We start from the raw sequence: 18,021 nt of genomic DNA on the forward strand, positions 1-18,021 counted from the left end.
TGCTGTCCCTGATCGCGAGCGGGGACAGCACTGTAAAAAAATGTTTTTTGAAAAAATGACATACTCCCGGGAATATTTTCCAAATCTTCCCCTCTCCCCCTCTCAATTCGGATGGCAAACTTGTTGCAAAGTGGCGGTAAAGTCGGGGTAGGAAATGGCAGCGGCTTCGGCCCGGTGAATGTTAGTAATACCTGTAGCGTTGAGGGCTGCGATCGCCAAACTCATCGCTATTCTGTGATCGGTGTAGCTGTCAACATCCGCGCCAGTTAAAGGAGTTCCCCCGGTAATTTCCAAACCGTCTGGTAACTCGGTAATTTTGGCTCCCATGCGGTTGAGTTCCGCAGCAGTCACGGCCAGCCGATCGCTCTCTTTGACTCGCAAGTCGGCCGCATCTCGAATGATGGTAGTACCCGACGCAAAGGCTGCGGCTACTGCCAAAATGGGGATTTCGTCAATCAGTCGGGGAATTAAGTCGCCAGCAATGGTGCATCCCCGCAACTGTGGGGAAGAGCGAACCAAGATATCTGCTACCGGTTCCCCCGCAGCATCTCGCTGATTTTGCAGTTCAATGTCCGCCCCCATCATCTCCAAAGCTTCCAAAATACCTGTACGAGTGGGATTGACACCGACATTTTCGACTACGAGTTCGGAACCTGGGACGATCGCCCCAGCAACTAGCCAAAATGCCGCCGAACTAATATCTCCCGGTACAATTACATTCTGTCCTTGCAGTTGCGCTGGGCCACTGACTGTCACGCTACAAGTTTCTGGATCGACGCTCAATTTAGCTCCAAACGCCCGCAGCATCCGCTCGCTGTGATCCCGCGACAGAGAGGGCTCTGTGACTGTAGTATCTCCATGGGCCATCAAACCGGCTAGCAAAATGCAGGATTTAACTTGAGCTGAGGCGATCGGCGAATGGTAGTGAATCCCTTTTAACTGCTGTCCGAGTATCCCTAAAGGAGCTAAAGAATTGCTCTTTCTACCCCAAATTTGCGCGCCCATTTGTTGCAGCGGCTTAATTACGCGTGACATGGGGCGCGATCGCAAAGAACTGTCACCCGTTACCGCATAAAAACGCCCCGGATGAGAGGCTAAAATTCCCAACATCAACCGCATCGTCGTGCCGGAATTACCCGCGTCCAAGACTTCCAGAGGCTCCTGTAACTCACCAATTCCAACGCCCCGGACAGTCACCCGTTCCTCGTTGAGTTCCGAAACGGAGGCTCCCAGAAGGGAGAAACATTTAGCAGTGCTGCGGGGGTCTTCTCCTAGCAGCAGTCCCTCAATTGTAGTTTCACCGCGGGCGATCGCACCCAACATCAAAGCGCGGTGAGAAATCGACTTATCGCCCGGAACTCGAATCCTGCCTCGCAGCGACAAGCCCGAGGCAGGTTTTTGAATGCTTAAAGTTTGACTTTCGCTCTTGGGCGAAGTAGTTATAATGGCAGCTTGCATGAGATAGACTAGGATGGGACGGCGTTAGCTATCCTAACCTTTTCCCAGTCATAAGTCATACCATTTTAGATTTTAGATTTTAAATTTTAGATTGGGGAATGACAGACTGCATAAGGGTTGGGAGCAGGTGGATACAGTTCCATTATTTGCTAAAACTGCGATCGGCTACAGGGGAGAGGAGATGCAACTGTACGGGTTTTACCTGAATTTCACAATTACAGTCCGTATATCTGCTGAGATTTCAGGTTCAGCTCTGAGTTATCGATCGGATAATTGACTTTGGACGGAACAAATTTATATTTCTGACTGCGAATTGTAGATTTTGTGTGTTTTTTAACCAAAAGCTCCGGAATTTGGAGCCGAGATAATCTAAAATCTAAAATCAAAACTCTAAAATCTCAAATCTCAAACTGCCCGAACCACAATAACTCCTACACTTTTATTTATGCTGACGCATCATCGCAAGCCTGTAAGTTTATCGCTGGTATCCACAGATTTACCTTTGTGGTCAGTTGTTGAAACCGCTGGTACCCTGTATCAAAAAGACCGGGATCGCTTTCACTTGTTGTTGCACGAACCAGCAATACTCGATCGGCAATTTTCCGACGCATCTGACACATCTGGCGAGCAAGTTACGATCTTGCCCACAACTACAAAACCCCGGTTGCTGTGGCTGGAAGTTTCGCCCTATCGAGTGATTATGACGATGCAAGGAAACGGCAAGTACAGTTACCGCCACTGCTGGGAACGCGGAATGTACGGCCTGAGCCGTTATTGGCTTCAGGGCGAATCGCTGGCGACTCCCGAACAGTTGCGCCTCCGAAACTTCACCCGCAACTTGACCCTGACAGGAAAGCCGGAACCGGAACACCTGCGGTTAGAATATGAGTTGTGGTCGGAAAAAGTACAACTCGGTTCCTATATTTTGAATCTAGAAATTCATCATTAAATTTGGGAATTGGGCATTGGGCATTGGGCATTGGGAATGGGTAATTAGTCAGAAGTCATTGGTTATGATGTAGGCGATCGCGAAAAACAATAACATCTTGCTGGATATTATAATTGATTTTCTGGTTGTTTTTGTAATTACCTATTTAGCGATCGCTCTTACAATAATTAATGAGTTTTTCAGTCAAAGCGTCTTGATCTTTGGCTGCTTGATTTGCTCGCTGTCCCGCTTGGACAATATCCGCTTTAGCTTTTTTGATTTGCTCTCGACCTTCTATACTTGTAGAAGCCCGATTTCCTGCCTCAAGAGCTTTGCCCATGTCGCCGATTCCTTGACCCATTTCCCCGAAAAATTTAACCGACGGCGCCTGAATTTCTTTGAGGGTTGCATCTGTGATTCGCAAAGCCTCAATTTCTTTAGCTGTCTGGTTCAAATCTTTAGCTAAGTTCTTGCTCGTTGCAGCATCGTAGGTGCCGTTCTTAAAATTGATGAGAGCGTTGCCTTTGGTGACAATTGCAATAAGTTTGGTACACTGGACAGTTCGGTTATCGCCGCTGCAACTAATCGTCAGCGTACAGCAAGCAACAACTACGAACAGGATGGCAATTTGTTTGCGAAAAAAGTACATGAATCCTCGGTTGCAAAAAGTAAATTATGGGATGTTGTAGTAGAGTGTTTCAGTCGATTTTCCATTTTTAGATTTGAGATTTACTCCTCGATCTGAATCTGGGGGCTTTAACTGGGGTCTAAAATTGGGAGCGATCGCTTGACAGGGGTACGTCGAACGGTATCCGTTTTTTGGCAAGGGCGATCGATATATCCACTGTCAAAACACTCCTGCGGCTTTCAGACACGCTCTGCTAAACTAAACTACGTAGCCGTTTAGGAACTATGGTCAAAAACAGCAATAACCTACAGAAGGGCAGCATTTGGGGATATCTTACCCTGCTTTTGCCTATTTGCTTGACGGCGGTTGCCAGTTTCGAGTCGGGAACGATGTTTTGGGCGATCGCCACCACAGCGGGCGTTGCTTGGGCTTACAAGCTTTACCAGCAGCAGCAAAAACACAGACTCGCTCATTTAGACTCGGTTTTCTACAGGTTGATCAAGGAAAATCAAGGGCGAGTTACGGCCTTGGATTTGGCGATGAATGCGAAACTCCCGGGAGAAAAGGTTCAAGAATATCTCGACGAACGGGCTCTTGAGTTTGCCGCCGATTTTCAAGTAACCGAAGAAGGCGGAATTTTGTATTATTTTCAAATAGCCCCCACTGTCACTCAAAGCGAAACACCTAATGTCGCAATAGCTGTTCAAGAGCCTCCCACAAATCCGGAAAAAGCACAAGAGAAAAAACCAAATTTATTTCCGATTGCTCAAACCAAGACTCCTCAAAAGCCCAAAATCTCTTTTACCCAAACAGAACTTTCCCGCAGGTTCAAGGTTCATGCAAGTACGATCGGCAAATGGAAAGTTAAGCCAGAGTTTGCTCAGTGGAGTAGCGAAAAAGACCCGGAGGCGATCGCCTGGGAATATTCTACAGACAACAAGCGATTTTATCCCAAAGATTGATCGGAACAGTTGACAGTTGACAGTTGACAGTTGACAGTTGTTGACAGTTGACAGTTGACAGTTGACAGTTGACAGTTGACAGTTGATAGTTGACAGTTGGAAGAGGGAGAAAGACATAAACAGCAAGCTTTTTAGCGATCCGTATTGTAGATTTAATTAGGTGGACTTACTTGTGGGTTCAAATATACAAAGAAACCGGGTTTATACGAAGTTCTGCGGTTGGTAACGAAGAATTTCGGAATAAAGGGGGTTTTTGAAACTCGATCGCGTCCTGGAAAGATTATGCTCGCTGTTGACCGATCGACCTCTTTTAGGTTAGTTTAAGTAAAATCCTGTTTAATAGAGTTTGCCCGATAAATATCGGTAAATTCGATCGCCATATCTGTTCATTTTTTCTTCTATGTCCACACCAACCTTGCGAGTAATCGCGCGCCTCGTAGCCTTTCCCGACAAAGTAGCAGAACTTAAATCTCTACTTCTGAGCATTATGGAGCCAACTCGCCAAGAAGAAGGCTGCATCAAATACGAACTTATCCAAAATCAAGCCGATCCTACAGATTTTACCTTCCTTGAAGAGTGGGAAAGTGCAGCTTTGCTCGAACAGCATCTCGCCTCAACTCACATTCAAGCCGCAGTGAAGAAATTAGACGGTTTAGCAGTTGCGCTTCCAGATATTCGCCGCTATGAATTGTTAGCTTAATTGGTTTTTAGGTTGAGTTAAATTAATGTCTGCTACATCTTCGATACCCCCTAACAGATAGGTACGTAGTTGGGATGCGAGCCCTCTTTAGACATACATATAAAGAGGGCTGAAGCCCAACTACGTACCTAAATTTCTATGATGGCTACTATAAAACCCCCTTAATAAAGGTGGAAGAAGAGTTAGAGTTAAAATTGTAGCAATTTCCGAGATTTTTATGACAGTAGCAACAATCAAGCAGTTATTTACTTATCCAATTAAAGGGCTAACACCGCAAGCAATGTCGGAGTTTGCTTTAACGAAAGGACATGGTATTAAGGGCGATCGCGCTTTTGCGCTGCTGTTTACAGATTATCTTGAAGGTGCAAAGATGCCCGCCGATAACGCGTCTTGGATTAGCAAAAAATATTTGGCGGTTCAAAACGATTGGCCTCTGCTAGCAGCTTTAGAGTGCCATTATCAACCGGAAACGGCTGTTTTAACAGTCAAGCGTCAAGGAGTTGCAGTGTTGTCAGCAGAAACGAACACAACAGCGGGGCGCGATCGCATCAGCACTTTTTTTACCGACTATCTGGCGGCGACTCAACCAACAAAAGAAGCGAGACACCCGCAGTTTGCACCTTTGCGGTTAATCGGTAACAGTAGTGGGGAAACTCGTTATCCCGATCGAGAACCGGTACATATTTCTCTCCTCAGTCAAGCTACACTCGATCGACTAACCGAAGTCGCGCAGCAAAATATAGATGTGGGCAGATTTCGCCCAAACGTTGTGCTAGAGGGCGTTTCAGCTTGGTCGGAATTTGAGTTAATCGGAAAACAGTTTCAATTAGGTGCAGCACGGATCGAAGTTACAGCACGAATTGGTCGCTGTGTCAACGTAGAAGTAAATCCACAAACGGGCGATCGAGATATTCCCCTACTCAGTTTACTACAACAACAATTCGGTCACGCACAAACAGGAGTTTTAGCCAAAATCATCAACAGCGGTACAGTTAAAATCGGCGATAATTTGAATTCCTAGAAAACCGGGCAGTTGAAACCGCGTCTATACAGACAAAACCCGCCTCCGCGGGTTGAATAAAACCGAGCGATTGAAACCGCCGTCTGATCTTGTGGGGTGGGCATCTTGCCCGCCCCAAATAGGCTGCTCACGCTTCTTCGGAAATCCGCACCTTATTACCAATTAACTTCAGAAAACTCACTCCAAAATGTTGAATTTCCAAAAAATTAGCATAAGCAGGAGTTGACTTATAAACTCTAAAAGTCCGCATAATTCCCAAAGTTGCCGCACTCTCCAGCGGGCCAACAAAGCTAGTATCTCTGTCCAAAAAATGAGACTGCTTAGCCCAGTGAGCCATCTGTTCCGCATTCAAAAAATAGCAACCGGAATGAGGATTCAAAGTCCGCTCAAAAGAGATTGGCTGTTCCATAATTTTCCCTGCCAACTGCGGCTGCTCCTCCACATTTTGAAATTTAGCAGTAGCTCCTGGCACTAAATCACCATCAATATATGCTTTAAAAACAGCACCTTGAGGCGATACTTCATAGCGATTCGGTTGCAACAAATTTCCATGTCCACCATGATGAGTAAACCAATTTAATTTACTAAAAAACCACGGATCGTGGAGAACTAAATCATCTTCCAAATAACAGAAATAATCGTATTTGTTAAGGCAAGAACGCAAAACAGCCTGACACTCAAACCCCAACAGCAGCGGTTCGCATTTGGTAGCGTGGTGCATAAAAGACCTCGGCTGCACAGGTAGTTGAGGCAACAGGTGATAACCTTGAGTAGTGCAAACAACAATATCAATTTCGTGCTTTTGAGATTGATTTGCTGGGATAGTGGCACATTCGCCAATGTCAATCATGCACTGAGATTTGCCATACAAAGCTTGCAGCGAAGTCACGCAAGCAGTTAAAGCATTGATGCGCGGTTGCGGATCGTTTCGTTGGGAAGCGTGTTTCCCGTCGCCGCTGGGATTGTAGAAGTGAGCAATAGTGAATAGGATTCGCATTTGTATTGATTAACAATTAAAAAATCAACAATAAAACAGAATACCGGGCGGTTGAAACCGCGTCTATACAGACAAAACCTGCCTCCGCAGGTTGAAGACTGGACGGTTAAAATTACGTTATTCTCTTGAGTCCGCGGAGGCGGACATCGTTTGTATAGCAGCGGTTTCAACCGCCGTCTTATCCGCCGTCTTGTCCGATCGCAAGCGTATTGCACAAAAACCCCTATAAATCTTACCGCATTCAGTCGGTAAACAACTCAGGCAATCGCGATCGCAACTCAGCGTTTAAACGTGGCAACTCATCTCGCATTTGCAAGTACCAGTCTCGGCGCTGGCGGTAGTGTCCGCACAGCAAGCGGTTGTCGCGCACCCATTCGTAAGCATTCGCGGCTATTTCCTGGCGCATAGAAGTGTCGGAAATCAGCGAATTTAGCTTAGTTTCAAACTCTTTTTCATGTTTGTAAATCAATCCGGTTTCACCTTCTACTATCGAATCTTCGTACACTGTGGGACTCGCCAAAACCGCTACTCCTCGCGCCGCACATTCAATGAATTTTAAGTCAGATTTCATTTCGTTAACCGGGTTGACAACGAGCGGCAGCAAAGCTATATCGCAACTGTACATGATTTCTTGATACCGTTCGTAACTGCAAAAAGATTCAAATTCCTTTTGCTGTATTTCCAAAGATTCAAAAAATCTGCGATCGTGGATAACTTTAACTCGAATCAGGTGTTTGTGTGCAGCTAAAACTCGATTCAGTGCTGCCATAATTGGCTGCCAATCATTCTCGCGGTTGAGCGCGCCAAAAAATATTGTGACGGTATGTTCTGCTGGATAGATTCGCGGCGGAGGTAGATAGGCTAGTTGATTGGGAAATACGGCAACATTATGATTGTAGTGACGCAAAATTTTCGCTAGCGGTTCTGTTGTAGTTTGAACGCAGTGACAGCCGCGATAGCTGAGGTAATTATTGTCTGCGTATTCGCGGCGGCGGACGGGATTGTCGTCAATTTCGGCTACTATTAAATAGTCTTGTTTTAGTAGTTCTTTGAGTTTGGGAATGTAAGCCGGATATTGCATGATTGTCCGTTGCCAGACGAAGACTTTTTCTTCTCCCGGAAACTCGGTAATTAATGCTGCTGTTTTCACTCCCGATACGGTGCGGACACCGGGAATTGTGGCGCTAAATTTGTCCGGTTCCAGAACTCGCACGCGATCGCACCCTGTAGGAGCCATAATAATGGTTTGGATCAGCAGTCTGCGCGGCTGCACGGTCGATTTGGTCGATCGCACAATATAATATTCAGCACCAGTTTCCGTAGCAAAATCGCTGGATTTTAGCTCTAACGCCTTCACCATTGGATGCAGCAATTGCTGGAATTGGGCAAAATTTTCGGTTTTGTGTCCCTTCCCTTGCAATTCGTAAACCTGCAATCCGGCTTGAGCAAATAATGATTTAATACTTTCAAGGGTAAACCAGTGCTGCATCTTGCTGTCGGGATTTTCCCAATGTCCCCGCAACAGATTGACAATGCGCCGCCAGTATTGAACGTTGGGAATTGTGGCGAAAACTTGCCCCTCCGGCTTGAGTAAAGCACTGTACTGCTGTAGTATCTCCCAGGGGTTTTTGAGATAGGGTAGCAAGTCGCCAAAAATCAAGCAATCGACAGTTCCGGGTTCGATGTCGAGACTGGCGATCGCCATTTCTTCAATATCGGCTACCGCCACCCAGTTTAGTCGATCGACTGCAATTTTCGCTTTTTCGCGATCGCATTCAATGCCAATATACTGACAGTGGGGATTGATCAGCTTGTAGTGTTCGCCCCTAGAACCAGTACCGCAGCCAATTTCGACAATGACTTTAGCATCCGGCGGTAGCAGCTTGAAGAGGTCGTGGTTGGCGCGATCGATCACTTTCCCTAAAATTCCTGATTAGTTTGCCGTAAAATAAAGCAGAGCAATCCATGTCAACAGACCAGCAGACGAAGGTTAGCATGGCGATGCCAGTATACAATGGCGATCGGCACATTTGTCAAGCACCAAATTTTCGCGATGCCAACTCTTTCTCTTCCCTCTCTTCTGGCCCTCTGCGTACTCTGCATACTCTGCGGTTCATTTAAATCTTGTTCGCCAATCGTGCAAAGATTGATATACGTTAGCAAATATTCGGCAAAATTATAATTTGCGCTAAACCATACTCTCATGCAAGCTCAATTGAGGCGATCGATCGATTCGGCTGATTCCCCAAAAATAAACACAGCACTGTACTAAATACATTATAAATTATGAATCCTAATTTAGGAATAAACATCGCCGGATACATCAACGGCGAATTTGGCATAGGAGAAGGAGTAAGAGCCAACATCAGAGCCGCAGAAGCCGCCGGAATTCCCTTGGCTATCAACAATTTTACCCGCAGTCCCCACCGTAAAAAAGACACCACATATCAAAATTTTAGCGCAGACAATCCCCATCCGGTAAATCTAATTCAAGTCAACGCTGATGAAGTTGAAACTTTTATCAAAGATAGAGGTTCCAGCTATTTTGAAAATAAATACAATATCGGCTTTTGGGCCTGGGAACTTCCCGGATTCCCCCCCGAATGGCAGCCAGCATTTAATCACTTTCACGAAATCTGGACTTACAGCAATTCTTGTGCAGAAGCAATTTCTCAAGTTTCGCCAATTCCAGTCATCAAAATCATGCCCAGTATTTTTTTACCTGCACCTTCCCTCAGCAGGGAAGAACTACATTTACCTAAAGATAAATTTATTTTTCTGTTTGTCTTCGACTTTTGCAGCCGCATCGAACGCAAAAATCCTTTGGCAGTCATCCAAGCATTTAAAACAGCTTTTGGTGAAGATGACCGCGTATTATTGCTGATCAAATCTTCCAACTCCGACAAAAATCTCAAAGATTTAGAATTGTTGAATCTTGCCATAGATGATTCTGCAAATATCAGACATCAAGACGGGTATTTATCCAAAGATGAAATCAACGGTTTGCTTTACAGTTGCGATTGTTACGTGTCGCTGCACCGCTGCGAAGGATTCGGCTTGACAATGGCTGAAGCGATGTTTTACGGCAAGCCTGTAATTGCCACCGGTTATTCATCAAATACAGAATTTATGAATGTCGGTAATAGCTTTTTAGTGAAGTATAAGTTAGTCCCAATCGAGGAAGATTGCGGGCCTTATAAAAAAGGCAATGTTTGGGCAGAACCGGATGTCGGACACGCTGCTGATTTAATGGGCTATGTTTTTAATAATTACCAAGAATCTCAAAAAATTGGAGTGGTAGCTGCTGCGGAAATTCAGACTTTACTCAACCCGCAAGTTACAGGGAGTAAAATTAGAAAACGTCTCGAATATATTGCCGAGATTACCGATAATTTTCAAAATTTGCCTCTGTCACGAATGGTCAAAGCAGAGCCTGCAAAAATTTGGGCCCAATTCAATCAAAATTCCTTGTCATTGCGAGGAACGAAGCAATCTCATCCCCAAGCTGAATTCCGAGAGTCAAACCCACAAATTCAATCAAAAGTAGAACTGCGAAGCTGGCAGCCTTTGGTAAGCATTTGCATTCCGACGTACAACGGAGAGGCATTTATTGAGGAAACAATCAAAAGCGCGATCGCCCAAACTTACCGCAACATAGAACTAATTGTATCCGACGACGGCTCCACAGACCGCACAATTGCGATCGCCCAATCCTTCCAATCGCAAACATCCGCCGACTTCCGCATCATCCTGCACCGCAACTACGGCTTATCGCAAAACTGGAACTTCTGCATCCAGCAAGCCAAAGGTGAATACATCAAATTTCTGTTTCAAGACGACTTGCTGGCACCAGAATGTATCGCCAAAATGGTCGCCACCGCCCAACAAAACCCAGACATAGGTATGGTTTTCTCCCCGCGCGGCATCACCATCGCTGAAGATGAATCTCACCCAATTTTGCGGAAAGCTTCCCAATCAATCAAAGATTTGCACAAAAGTTGGTCGAATTTAAAATCTATTCAGCCCGGAAAAGACTTGCTAGCAGATGCTAACTGCTTGAACAACCCCATCAACAAAATTGGCGAACCGAGTACCGTATTAATTGCCGCCCGAGTTTTTGGCGAAATAGGATTGTTTGATTCAGGATTATCTCAGTATGTAGACTTAGATATGTGGTGGCGGATCATGGGAAACTATCACGTCGGGTTTGTAGACGAAAAACTTTCGTCACTGCGGATTCATCCCGAACAACAAACCTGGAAAAACTTCGCTGCTGGGGAAAATCATAAAGATGTCGTCAGATTTTACAAGAAACTCCTAAATAGTCCTGATTACAGTTTCCTAAATCAACAAATTAAACAGACAATCCGGCAAAAGTTGGTATCTAGAACCCAGCCTAATATATCTGACTTGTCAGCACTGGTTGAAAAATACAAAAAATTGCCATCAAACCAGTCTATTCTGGCAAAAATGCGCCAATACCGCCAACAGCTAGCTGAGTATTGGCTGAATTTGACCGCCGAAACATTAGAAACTGCTTACTCGCAAGCAGCAGGGAAAGCTCATAAATTGCTCCTAGATAGCAGCCTCAAATATGAAAGTTTAACGGAGTCGGAACAAAGTTTTGTCCAGCAGTTATCTTCTAAACTTGCTGAAGCAGGGGAAGTTGCTGATAAGATTCAATATTCTCTGGCAGCGATGCTGTACTGCGATGCTTATCAGTTGCCGCTAGAGTATAAAAATGCAGCAATTCCCCAGTGGTTTTTTGACGATTTTTTGAATTTCCTATTTCAGTCTCCGGCTTGCTTTCAACAAACGGGAGAGGTTGAAAGATATTCTCAATATTTCCAGCAGCTAATCGAGTACGTGTCTGCTAATATCGCCAGTTTTCCAGATTCGGAAGTTTGGCGTTATTTGGCGGCTTTTGTGGCACAAAGTGTTAGCTTCAAAGCTTTGTATTTAAGTGACAAAAATCTGGTCAATGTCTTGAGCCAGCGAGCTGATATTCTGGAATTTCACTTCAAAAATATTGGCTCTAAAATAGACTGGAATTTTGCTGATAGATCACCTCGACGAACTAAAGTTAGAGTCGGCTTTTTGCTCTACAAAATTAGTGCTGAATTTGAGACTTTTGCTGCTCTTTCAGGTTTTGAATATTTAGACAGAGACAAATTTGAAGTTATCGTGTATCATTTCCAGGTACAAGATGAGCAACTGGGGAAATATTGCGAAAGTTGCGCCGACAAGCTAGTCCAACTTTCGGAAGATTTGCCGCAGCAAGTGCAGGAAATTCGATCGCACGATTTAGATATTCTGCTAATTAGCACCAATATCGCCGACACTTCCGGGCCCAGCGCGCTGCTGTGCTTGCACCGACTGGCGCGGGTGCAAATTGCTACCGCTGCATCCACTCCCGCCACTACCGCAGCCCGCAATATCGATTGTTTGATTGTCGGAGATTTGACTTTGCCGGCAGATGCACCAGAGTATCGCGAAAAATTAATTACTTTAGAAGGGTCGGGAGTTTGTTTCAGCTATCCTGTAGAGTTAGCCCCTGCCACCGTTGAACCGACTCGCAGCAGTTGGGGAGCCACCGATGAATCTGTAGTGTTCATGTCCTGTGCTCGGGCTCGGACAATTATCCCAGAATTGCGAGAAACTTGGGCAAAAATTATTGCGGGTGTACCGAATTCTATTTTAGTTTTGTATCCCTTTCGATCGCGCACCGAAAACTATCCGACGGTGCCTTTTTACCACCAAATTCGATCGACTTTCGGGGAATTTGGAATTGACAAAAAGCGGGTAGTTGTGATACGAGCGCTATCAAATCGTGCAGATTGCATAAAATGTCTGGAATTGGCTGATATATATTTAGACTCCTATCCATACAGCGATGCCGGCCCCTTTGCTGAACCGCTGTTGGCCGGGTTGCCTGTAGTGGCAAGAAAAGGGCAAAAAACTCGATCGGGACAATTTGCAGCAGTCCTCGAAGAACTACAACTTCCGGAACTGGTAGCACATAGCGAGAACTCTTATATAGAACTGAGTACAGCACTGGGAACCAACCCAGAACTGCGTCGGCGCTATCGGGATCGAGTCCAGCAAACAATGGCCGCGAACCCCAAAATTCTCGACAGCCGCGCTTACTCCCATCAAATAGGCAAACTATTTGAAAGGAACCCCGTCTGGATGCAAAGCGTCAAGAAATAGACAGCAATAGCGCTAGCTTTCTTAACGCTCTGCTATCATCGGGACATTGAGGGGTTAGTGGTTGTCGCTCTTTTCCTGCCACAGCTAAATTAAAAGGGGAAGCGCAAGTCAGTTGGAGATTAAAAAATGACAGGACTTTTTCAAATAGGCGATAAATTACTGCAAGCTCAGGATATGCCATCGCTCCTGAAGCGTTACCAGTTGATGCCCCAATTCTTGCGGGGTGTAATCATCGACCAAGCGATCGCATCCTTTAGTTGCAGCGACGAAGAACGCCAATCAGCAGTCGAGAACTTTCTGGTACAGCACCAACTGACAGCCCCCGACGCCAGAGAAGCTTGGCTGCGGAGTCAAAATATGACAGAAGAAGAACTTCAAGAGATGGCCGTCAGGCCCTTGCTGATCGAAAAATTTAAGCAAGAGACTTGGAGACCTAAAGTAGATAATTATTTTTTAACCCGCAAAGCCAGTCTAGACCACGTAGTCTATTCCCTGGTACGCACCAAAAATCCAGCACTGGCAAACGAACTTTACTTCCGCATCCTCGAAGGGGAACAAACCTTTGCTGAAGTAGCTCGCGACTTCTCCGAAGGCCCCGAATCCAAGTCTGGCGGCCTGTTGGGTCCAGTACCCCTCAGTCAGCCTCACCCGGCAATCAGTAAACTTTTATCAGTCAGCCAGCCAAATCAACTCTGGACGCCGCGTCCTCTGGCAGAATGGATGGTAATTATTCGACTAGAAAAGTTCATGCCGGCCCAGCTCGACGAATCGATGCGGCTGCACCTGATTAACGAACTCTTTGAAAGCTGGCTCGCCGAACAAATATCGCAAATAGGCCCGCTACAGCCGCTCTCTTCCGTCTCTTCAATATCTTGACATCCTCCCCCCGCCTGAAGGCGTGGGGATTCCCAAACCTCACGATTTGAGTTTCTGCTTCAATGCAACTGCCTCTACCCACAAGGAGTTTTATGGTCTTATGTTCGCTCCCCAGACTAACCCCGCTAGTCCAGCGGTTTTTATGTGTCGAAAACCCAAAAGGAATTCTGATTGACTGTTTTGATTCTAGGGATGTTTACCATTGCCCCGTCCTCTTTTCCCGGTCTACCGATTTTTCTGCCCCGTTGCGATTGTTCGCAAACTTTGGTGTTAGGGTTTATGTCTCCATCGTCGCGGGTGGGTCGTTGACCACTAAAATTGTATCAAATATAGAGCAGTTGTACAAGGACGGGGTTTCCACGCACATTTTCCGATGACCGAAACTAATTTGGCGATCGGCCCCCGGATTTATCCTTGGAGACTTTAAAAACCTTGGCATCGTCACAAAAACACTCTGGATTGATGTGTGGATTCAATTCTTCAATCAAAAATCGAAAATTGGATGACTTCTAGGCCCGCTACAGCCCCTCTCATCCGCGTCTGTAATTGAACGGTAAAGGCTGTAGGCTCAATTCTTCAATCAAAAATCAAAAATCAAAAATCGAAAATTGGATGACTTCTTCCGCTGTTTCCCTCACCCAAATTCAGGATTTCTTAGCTCAAACACCTCCCTTTGACCGACTGTCAGAGACGGATCTAACAGCCTTGGTGGCTAAATGCCAACTCCTGGGCTACCGGACGGGGCAACCCCTGTTTGAACGCGAAAAAATGCCGACTCAGGTGGCAATTATCTATCAAGGTCAGGCCCGGCTGCTGGGCTTTGACCAGCGATCGCAGCGCCACGTCAGTTTGCGGTTGGTGCAGTCAAAGGAAATTCTCGGCTGGGCTGGCTTGCTCAGAGGAGTTCCCTGCGAAACTGCGATCGCCTCTACAGATGTAATCGCGATCGTCCTACCTGCTGAAGATTTCCTGAGTGTACTGGAAAAACAGCCGACATTTGGAGAAGCTTTTCACGCTCACTCTTCCTTGAGCGAAGTGTTTGAACTGTTGAGCCTGGAATTGCAGCGCCAAGCCGACGGCACTTCGGATCTCAAGGAACTAACTCGGCAAGCTTGGGAAGACGCAACAGTTGTCAACGTCCCAAAGGGTAACAAAAAAACTCAAGACCTCGCTAACGAACTAGATGCCGATCGAATTTGGCTAGTCAGCAGCGGCGTCTTGGGCGAGTTTCCCACCGGCAGCCGTTTCTCTGCTGAAAATGCAGCCAAATCCTTAAAAGTAGAAGGCAGCGCCGGTGCCCGCTTGGTAGGCTTCCGGCAACCCTCAGCATCACCATCAGAGCTAGAAGATCCCTTAACTGGCGAGACAGACACAGGAACAGGAGGCTTAGGGAAAAAGCGAGGCATCATTTTTGATGATGTACCCATCGCCCCACCTCGTCCCCCAGAACCCAAAATCGACGCACCAAAGGATGCGGGGAAATATCCAGTTTTCCGCGCCAAAGGGCAAATAGATGCCCCGCTAGCTTGCTTCCAAATGTTGAGCAAGTATTTTGGTATCAAATTTCGTCGGGATATCATCCGCAAAGTTCTAGAAAATCAGTTAAAAACCGCTGGTGTTATCAATCTGCAAGCTTGTGGGGCGATCGCCCAAAGCATCGGCCTGACCCCTCAATTGGCGCAAGTGCCAGCAGATGCGATCAACCGGATCAAAGCTCCGGTCATGATTAAATTCCTAGATAGCTTTGCCATTGTTTACAGCATCACCGAGCAAGAATTGGTACTAGCCAGCCCAGAAAAGGGGCTGATGCGGATGCGGGTACCTCAGTTTAGAGAAGACTGGGGAGAACAGGGAGAAGTCCTGCTGCTGCAAGAGCCGCAAGTCGAACAAAAAGAGCAGTTCAGCTTCTGGTGGTTTGTGCCGGCGCTGATGGAACACAAAACAGTATTTATTGAGGTATTGCTCGCCTCGTTTTTTGTGCAACTATTTGGTCTTGCCAACCCTTTAATCAGCCAAGTAATTATTGATAAAGTATTAGGTCAGCGCAGCATCGACACCTTGGATATTTTGGGTGCGTTTCTGTTAGGTGTTGCCCTATTTGAAGGACTCCTCAACGGTTTGCGTACCTTCTTATTTGTAGATACTTCCAACCGCATTGATGTCAAATTGAGTGCGGAGGTAATCGACCACTTGCTCCGGCTGCCCCAGAGTTATTTTGACAACCGGCGCGTCGGAGATCTGGTCTACAAATTCAGCATGATGGGCCAGATTCGGGAATTCATGACAGGTACCGCTCTGACAGTGGTTCTCGATGCAGTATTTTCGGTGGTTTACGTCGCCGTGATGCTCTCCTACAGTGTGAAACTAACCTTCGTATCTTTGGCAGTTGTCCCGGTACTAGCGCTGATGATTGTTCTGATCAATCCGCTGGTGCTGCGCCTGATCAAACAAAGAAATATGCGTTTTGCTGACTCTCAATCCTATCTAGTGGAAGTAGTCAGCGGAATTCAAACTGTTAAGGCTCAAAATATTGAATTGAAATCCCGCTGGGAGTGGTCTAGCCGTTACGCAAAATATATTACAGCCAGTTTTAAAACAATTCTGACCGGGACTACGGCAGGTACGATTAGTGGTTTTTTAAACCAAGTGGGTAACTTGGCTCAGTTGTGGGTGGGAGCTTATTTGGTACTGAGCAATGACATTACTTTGGGTCAGTTGATTGCTTTCCGAATTATTTCCGGTAACGTGACTGGTTCGCTCCTCAGGTTTGTGAGCGTGTGGCAGAGTTTCCAAGAGGTCTCGATGTCGATCGATATGCTCAAGGATATCATCGACAAACCCACGGAAACCAGCGAGGAAGACCGGAGCAATATCCCGCTGCCGGCAATTCAAGGGCAGGTTACCTATGAAGAGGTTTCCTTCCGATTCCTAGAGAGCGGCGCGCTGCAATTGGCGAATGTGAACTTGGAATTTCCCCAGGGCAGTTTTGTGGGAATTGTGGGGGGAAGCGGTTCCGGTAAGAGTACGGCGATGAAGCTGTTGCAGCGTCTTTATGCCCCGCTTTCGGGCCGGATTTTTATTGACGGCTATGACATTGCCAAGGTGGAATTATATTCGCTCCGCAGTCAGCTTGGCGTGGTACTGCAAGATACTTTGCTGTTTAACTGTACTGTCCAAGAAAATATTGCTTTGAGCAATCCCGATGCGAGTACGGATGAGATTGTACGAGCTGCGAAATTAGCTGTAGCTCACGATTTTATCATGGGCTTGCCCGCTGGTTACAATACGGTGGTGGGAGAACGTGGTGCGTCGCTTTCTGGGGGTCAACGGCAGCGTTTGGCGATCGCCCGGACGATTTTGCAAAACCCGAAACTGCTGATTTTGGACGAAGCTACAAGCGCCTTGGACTACCATTCCGAACGCCAAGTTTGCAACAACTTAGCAGAATCTTTCGCCGGCCGCACGGTGTTTTTCATTACTCACCGCCTGACTACAATCCAAAACGCCGACATAATAATTATGATGGATCAAGGTTCTGTAGTCGAGCGCGGAACTCATAAAGAATTAATGGCTCTGAAAGGGCGTTACTACTGCCTATTCCAACAACAAGAGTCATCGAACACATAATCATGGGGAATGGGGAATAGGTAATAGGTAATAGGTAATGGGTAATAGGTAATAGAGGGTTGGGATATGAGTAGACCGGATTTTGAAGATTTGGATGTTTACAAGTTGGCTGAAAAACTAGCAAATCAGGTTTGGTTTATTGTCAAAGAGTGGGACTTTTTTACGAAAGATACTATGGGGAAACAACTTGTACGTGCAGCCGATAGTGTTTGTGCTAATATTGCAGAAGGACGGGGCAGGTATAATTATCAAGACAATCGGCGTTTTGTGAAGATTGCCAGAGGCTCTTTGTATGAAACAATCAGTTTGTTGAGACTGGCATATGCTAGAAAATTGTTGGGAATAGAACAGGTAAATAAATTCCAACCAATAATTGATGACTTGTCGCCAAAGCTAAATGCTTATCTAAACTCAATAGGTGGTAAGCAAGAAAAAATGATTGATAAAATATCTGATATCGATCGTAAATAAAAAAAACTCCCAATTCCCATTACCAATTCCCATTCCCAATTCCCAATTCCCAATTCCCAATTCCCAATTCCCAATTCCCAATTCCCAATTCCCAATTCCCAATTCCCAATTCCCAATTCCCAATTCCCAAATAACATATGGCT

General features: G+C 45.9%; 13 protein-coding genes. 9 read left to right on the forward strand and 4 right to left on the reverse strand.

All coding sequences use genetic code 11. The features are described 5' to 3' along the window. Positions 1 to 102: 102 nt before the first annotated feature. Positions 103 to 1,458, reverse strand: a complete 1,356-nt coding sequence (aroA, locus tag JGK22_RS16830; protein ID WP_293218637.1) for a 3-phosphoshikimate 1-carboxyvinyltransferase — start codon at positions 1,456 to 1,458, stop codon at positions 103 to 105. A 127-nt stretch (positions 1,459 to 1,585) separates the two neighbouring features. Here aroA and JGK22_RS16835 point away from each other — a divergent pair, with 127 nt between their 5' ends. Together JGK22_RS16835 and JGK22_RS16840 are read left to right on the forward strand one after the other, a co-directional pair. Beyond that, positions 1,586 to 1,735 (forward strand): hypothetical protein, encoded by a 150-nt coding sequence (locus JGK22_RS16835; RefSeq protein ID WP_293191391.1) that lies wholly within the window; start codon positions 1,586 to 1,588, stop codon positions 1,733 to 1,735. Positions 1,736 to 1,903: 168 nt separating this feature from the next. Beyond that, positions 1,904 to 2,407: a hypothetical protein gene (locus tag JGK22_RS16840; RefSeq protein ID WP_293183853.1), complete on the forward strand. Its 504-nt coding sequence runs from the start codon at positions 1,904 to 1,906 to the stop codon at positions 2,405 to 2,407. A gap of 145 nt (positions 2,408 to 2,552) precedes the next feature. Here JGK22_RS16840 and JGK22_RS16845 read toward each other — a convergent pair whose 3' ends face one another. Next, positions 2,553 to 3,035 (reverse strand): hypothetical protein, encoded by a 483-nt coding sequence (locus tag JGK22_RS16845; RefSeq protein ID WP_293191394.1) that lies wholly within the window; start codon positions 3,033 to 3,035, stop codon positions 2,553 to 2,555. A gap of 263 nt (positions 3,036 to 3,298) precedes the next feature. On the opposite strand from JGK22_RS16845, the gene JGK22_RS16850 reads away from it, so the two are divergent. The 3 genes from JGK22_RS16850 (at position 3,299) to JGK22_RS16860 (ending at position 5,697) form a co-directional block, all read left to right on the forward strand. Continuing rightward, positions 3,299 to 3,976 (forward strand): hypothetical protein, encoded by a 678-nt coding sequence (locus JGK22_RS16850; protein ID WP_293207249.1) that lies wholly within the window; start codon positions 3,299 to 3,301, stop codon positions 3,974 to 3,976. A gap of 400 nt (positions 3,977 to 4,376) precedes the next feature. After that, positions 4,377 to 4,676, forward strand: a complete 300-nt coding sequence (locus JGK22_RS16855; RefSeq protein WP_293207251.1) for a putative quinol monooxygenase — start codon at positions 4,377 to 4,379, stop codon at positions 4,674 to 4,676. A gap of 217 nt (positions 4,677 to 4,893) precedes the next feature. Then, complete coding sequence (locus tag JGK22_RS16860) at positions 4,894 to 5,697, forward strand: MOSC domain-containing protein (RefSeq protein ID WP_293191396.1); 804 nt, start codon at positions 4,894 to 4,896, stop codon at positions 5,695 to 5,697. Between the two features lie 127 nt (positions 5,698 to 5,824). Here JGK22_RS16860 and JGK22_RS16865 read toward each other — a convergent pair whose 3' ends face one another. Both JGK22_RS16865 and JGK22_RS16870 read right to left on the reverse strand, forming a co-directional pair. After that, the gene (locus JGK22_RS16865; RefSeq protein ID WP_293183865.1) at positions 5,825 to 6,694 is read right to left on the reverse strand and encodes a calcium-binding protein; all 870 of its coding nucleotides are present in this window, start codon (positions 6,692 to 6,694) and stop codon (positions 5,825 to 5,827) included. 241 nt (positions 6,695 to 6,935) lie between these two features. Next, positions 6,936 to 8,609 (reverse strand): methyltransferase domain-containing protein, encoded by a 1,674-nt coding sequence (locus JGK22_RS16870; RefSeq protein WP_293313239.1) that lies wholly within the window; start codon positions 8,607 to 8,609, stop codon positions 6,936 to 6,938. 371 nt (positions 8,610 to 8,980) lie between these two features. Here JGK22_RS16870 and JGK22_RS16875 point away from each other — a divergent pair, with 371 nt between their 5' ends. The 4 genes from JGK22_RS16875 to JGK22_RS16890 all read left to right on the forward strand — a co-directional run bounded on the left by JGK22_RS16875 (position 8,981) and on the right by JGK22_RS16890 (position 17,878). Continuing rightward, a complete protein-coding gene (locus tag JGK22_RS16875; protein WP_293313241.1) occupies positions 8,981 to 12,904 on the forward strand; it encodes a glycosyltransferase in 3,924 nt (1,307 codons plus the stop codon). Positions 12,905 to 13,030: 126 nt separating this feature from the next. After that, on the forward strand, positions 13,031 to 13,780 hold the full coding sequence (locus JGK22_RS16880) for a peptidylprolyl isomerase (RefSeq protein WP_293153537.1): 750 nt from the start codon (positions 13,031 to 13,033) through the stop codon (positions 13,778 to 13,780). Between the two features lie 612 nt (positions 13,781 to 14,392). Beyond that, entirely contained in the window at positions 14,393 to 17,407 is a 3,015-nt protein-coding gene (locus JGK22_RS16885) for a peptidase domain-containing ABC transporter (RefSeq protein WP_293197812.1), read from the forward strand. Positions 17,408 to 17,473: 66 nt separating this feature from the next. Further along, complete coding sequence (locus JGK22_RS16890; RefSeq protein ID WP_293183875.1) at positions 17,474 to 17,878, forward strand: four helix bundle protein; 405 nt, start codon at positions 17,474 to 17,476, stop codon at positions 17,876 to 17,878. Positions 17,879 to 18,021 lie beyond the last annotated feature (143 nt).

This window comes from Microcoleus sp. PH2017_08_TRC_O_A (assembly GCF_020738665.1).
Lineage (GTDB): Bacteria > Cyanobacteriota > Cyanobacteriia > Cyanobacteriales > Microcoleaceae > Microcoleus.

What these genes read in the sequence shown, in the direction of transcription:
- aroA (WP_293218637.1), bottom strand. Translation starts at nt 1,458, where the DNA reads ATGCAAGCTGCCATTATAACTACTTCGCCCAAGAGCGAAAGTCAAACT.
- JGK22_RS16840 (WP_293183853.1), top strand. Translation starts at nt 1,904, where the DNA reads ATGCTGACGCATCATCGCAAGCCTGTAAGTTTATCGCTGGTATCCACA.
- JGK22_RS16845 (WP_293191394.1), bottom strand. Translation starts at nt 3,035, where the DNA reads ATGTACTTTTTTCGCAAACAAATTGCCATCCTGTTCGTAGTTGTTGCT.
- JGK22_RS16850 (WP_293207249.1), top strand. Translation starts at nt 3,299, where the DNA reads ATGGTCAAAAACAGCAATAACCTACAGAAGGGCAGCATTTGGGGATAT.
- JGK22_RS16855 (WP_293207251.1), top strand. Translation starts at nt 4,377, where the DNA reads ATGTCCACACCAACCTTGCGAGTAATCGCGCGCCTCGTAGCCTTTCCC.
- JGK22_RS16860 (WP_293191396.1), top strand. Translation starts at nt 4,894, where the DNA reads ATGACAGTAGCAACAATCAAGCAGTTATTTACTTATCCAATTAAAGGG.
- JGK22_RS16865 (WP_293183865.1), bottom strand. Translation starts at nt 6,694, where the DNA reads ATGCGAATCCTATTCACTATTGCTCACTTCTACAATCCCAGCGGCGAC.
- JGK22_RS16875 (WP_293313241.1), top strand. Translation starts at nt 8,981, where the DNA reads ATGAATCCTAATTTAGGAATAAACATCGCCGGATACATCAACGGCGAA.
- JGK22_RS16880 (WP_293153537.1), top strand. Translation starts at nt 13,031, where the DNA reads ATGACAGGACTTTTTCAAATAGGCGATAAATTACTGCAAGCTCAGGAT.
- JGK22_RS16885 (WP_293197812.1), top strand. Translation starts at nt 14,393, where the DNA reads ATGACTTCTTCCGCTGTTTCCCTCACCCAAATTCAGGATTTCTTAGCT.
- JGK22_RS16890 (WP_293183875.1), top strand. Translation starts at nt 17,474, where the DNA reads ATGAGTAGACCGGATTTTGAAGATTTGGATGTTTACAAGTTGGCTGAA.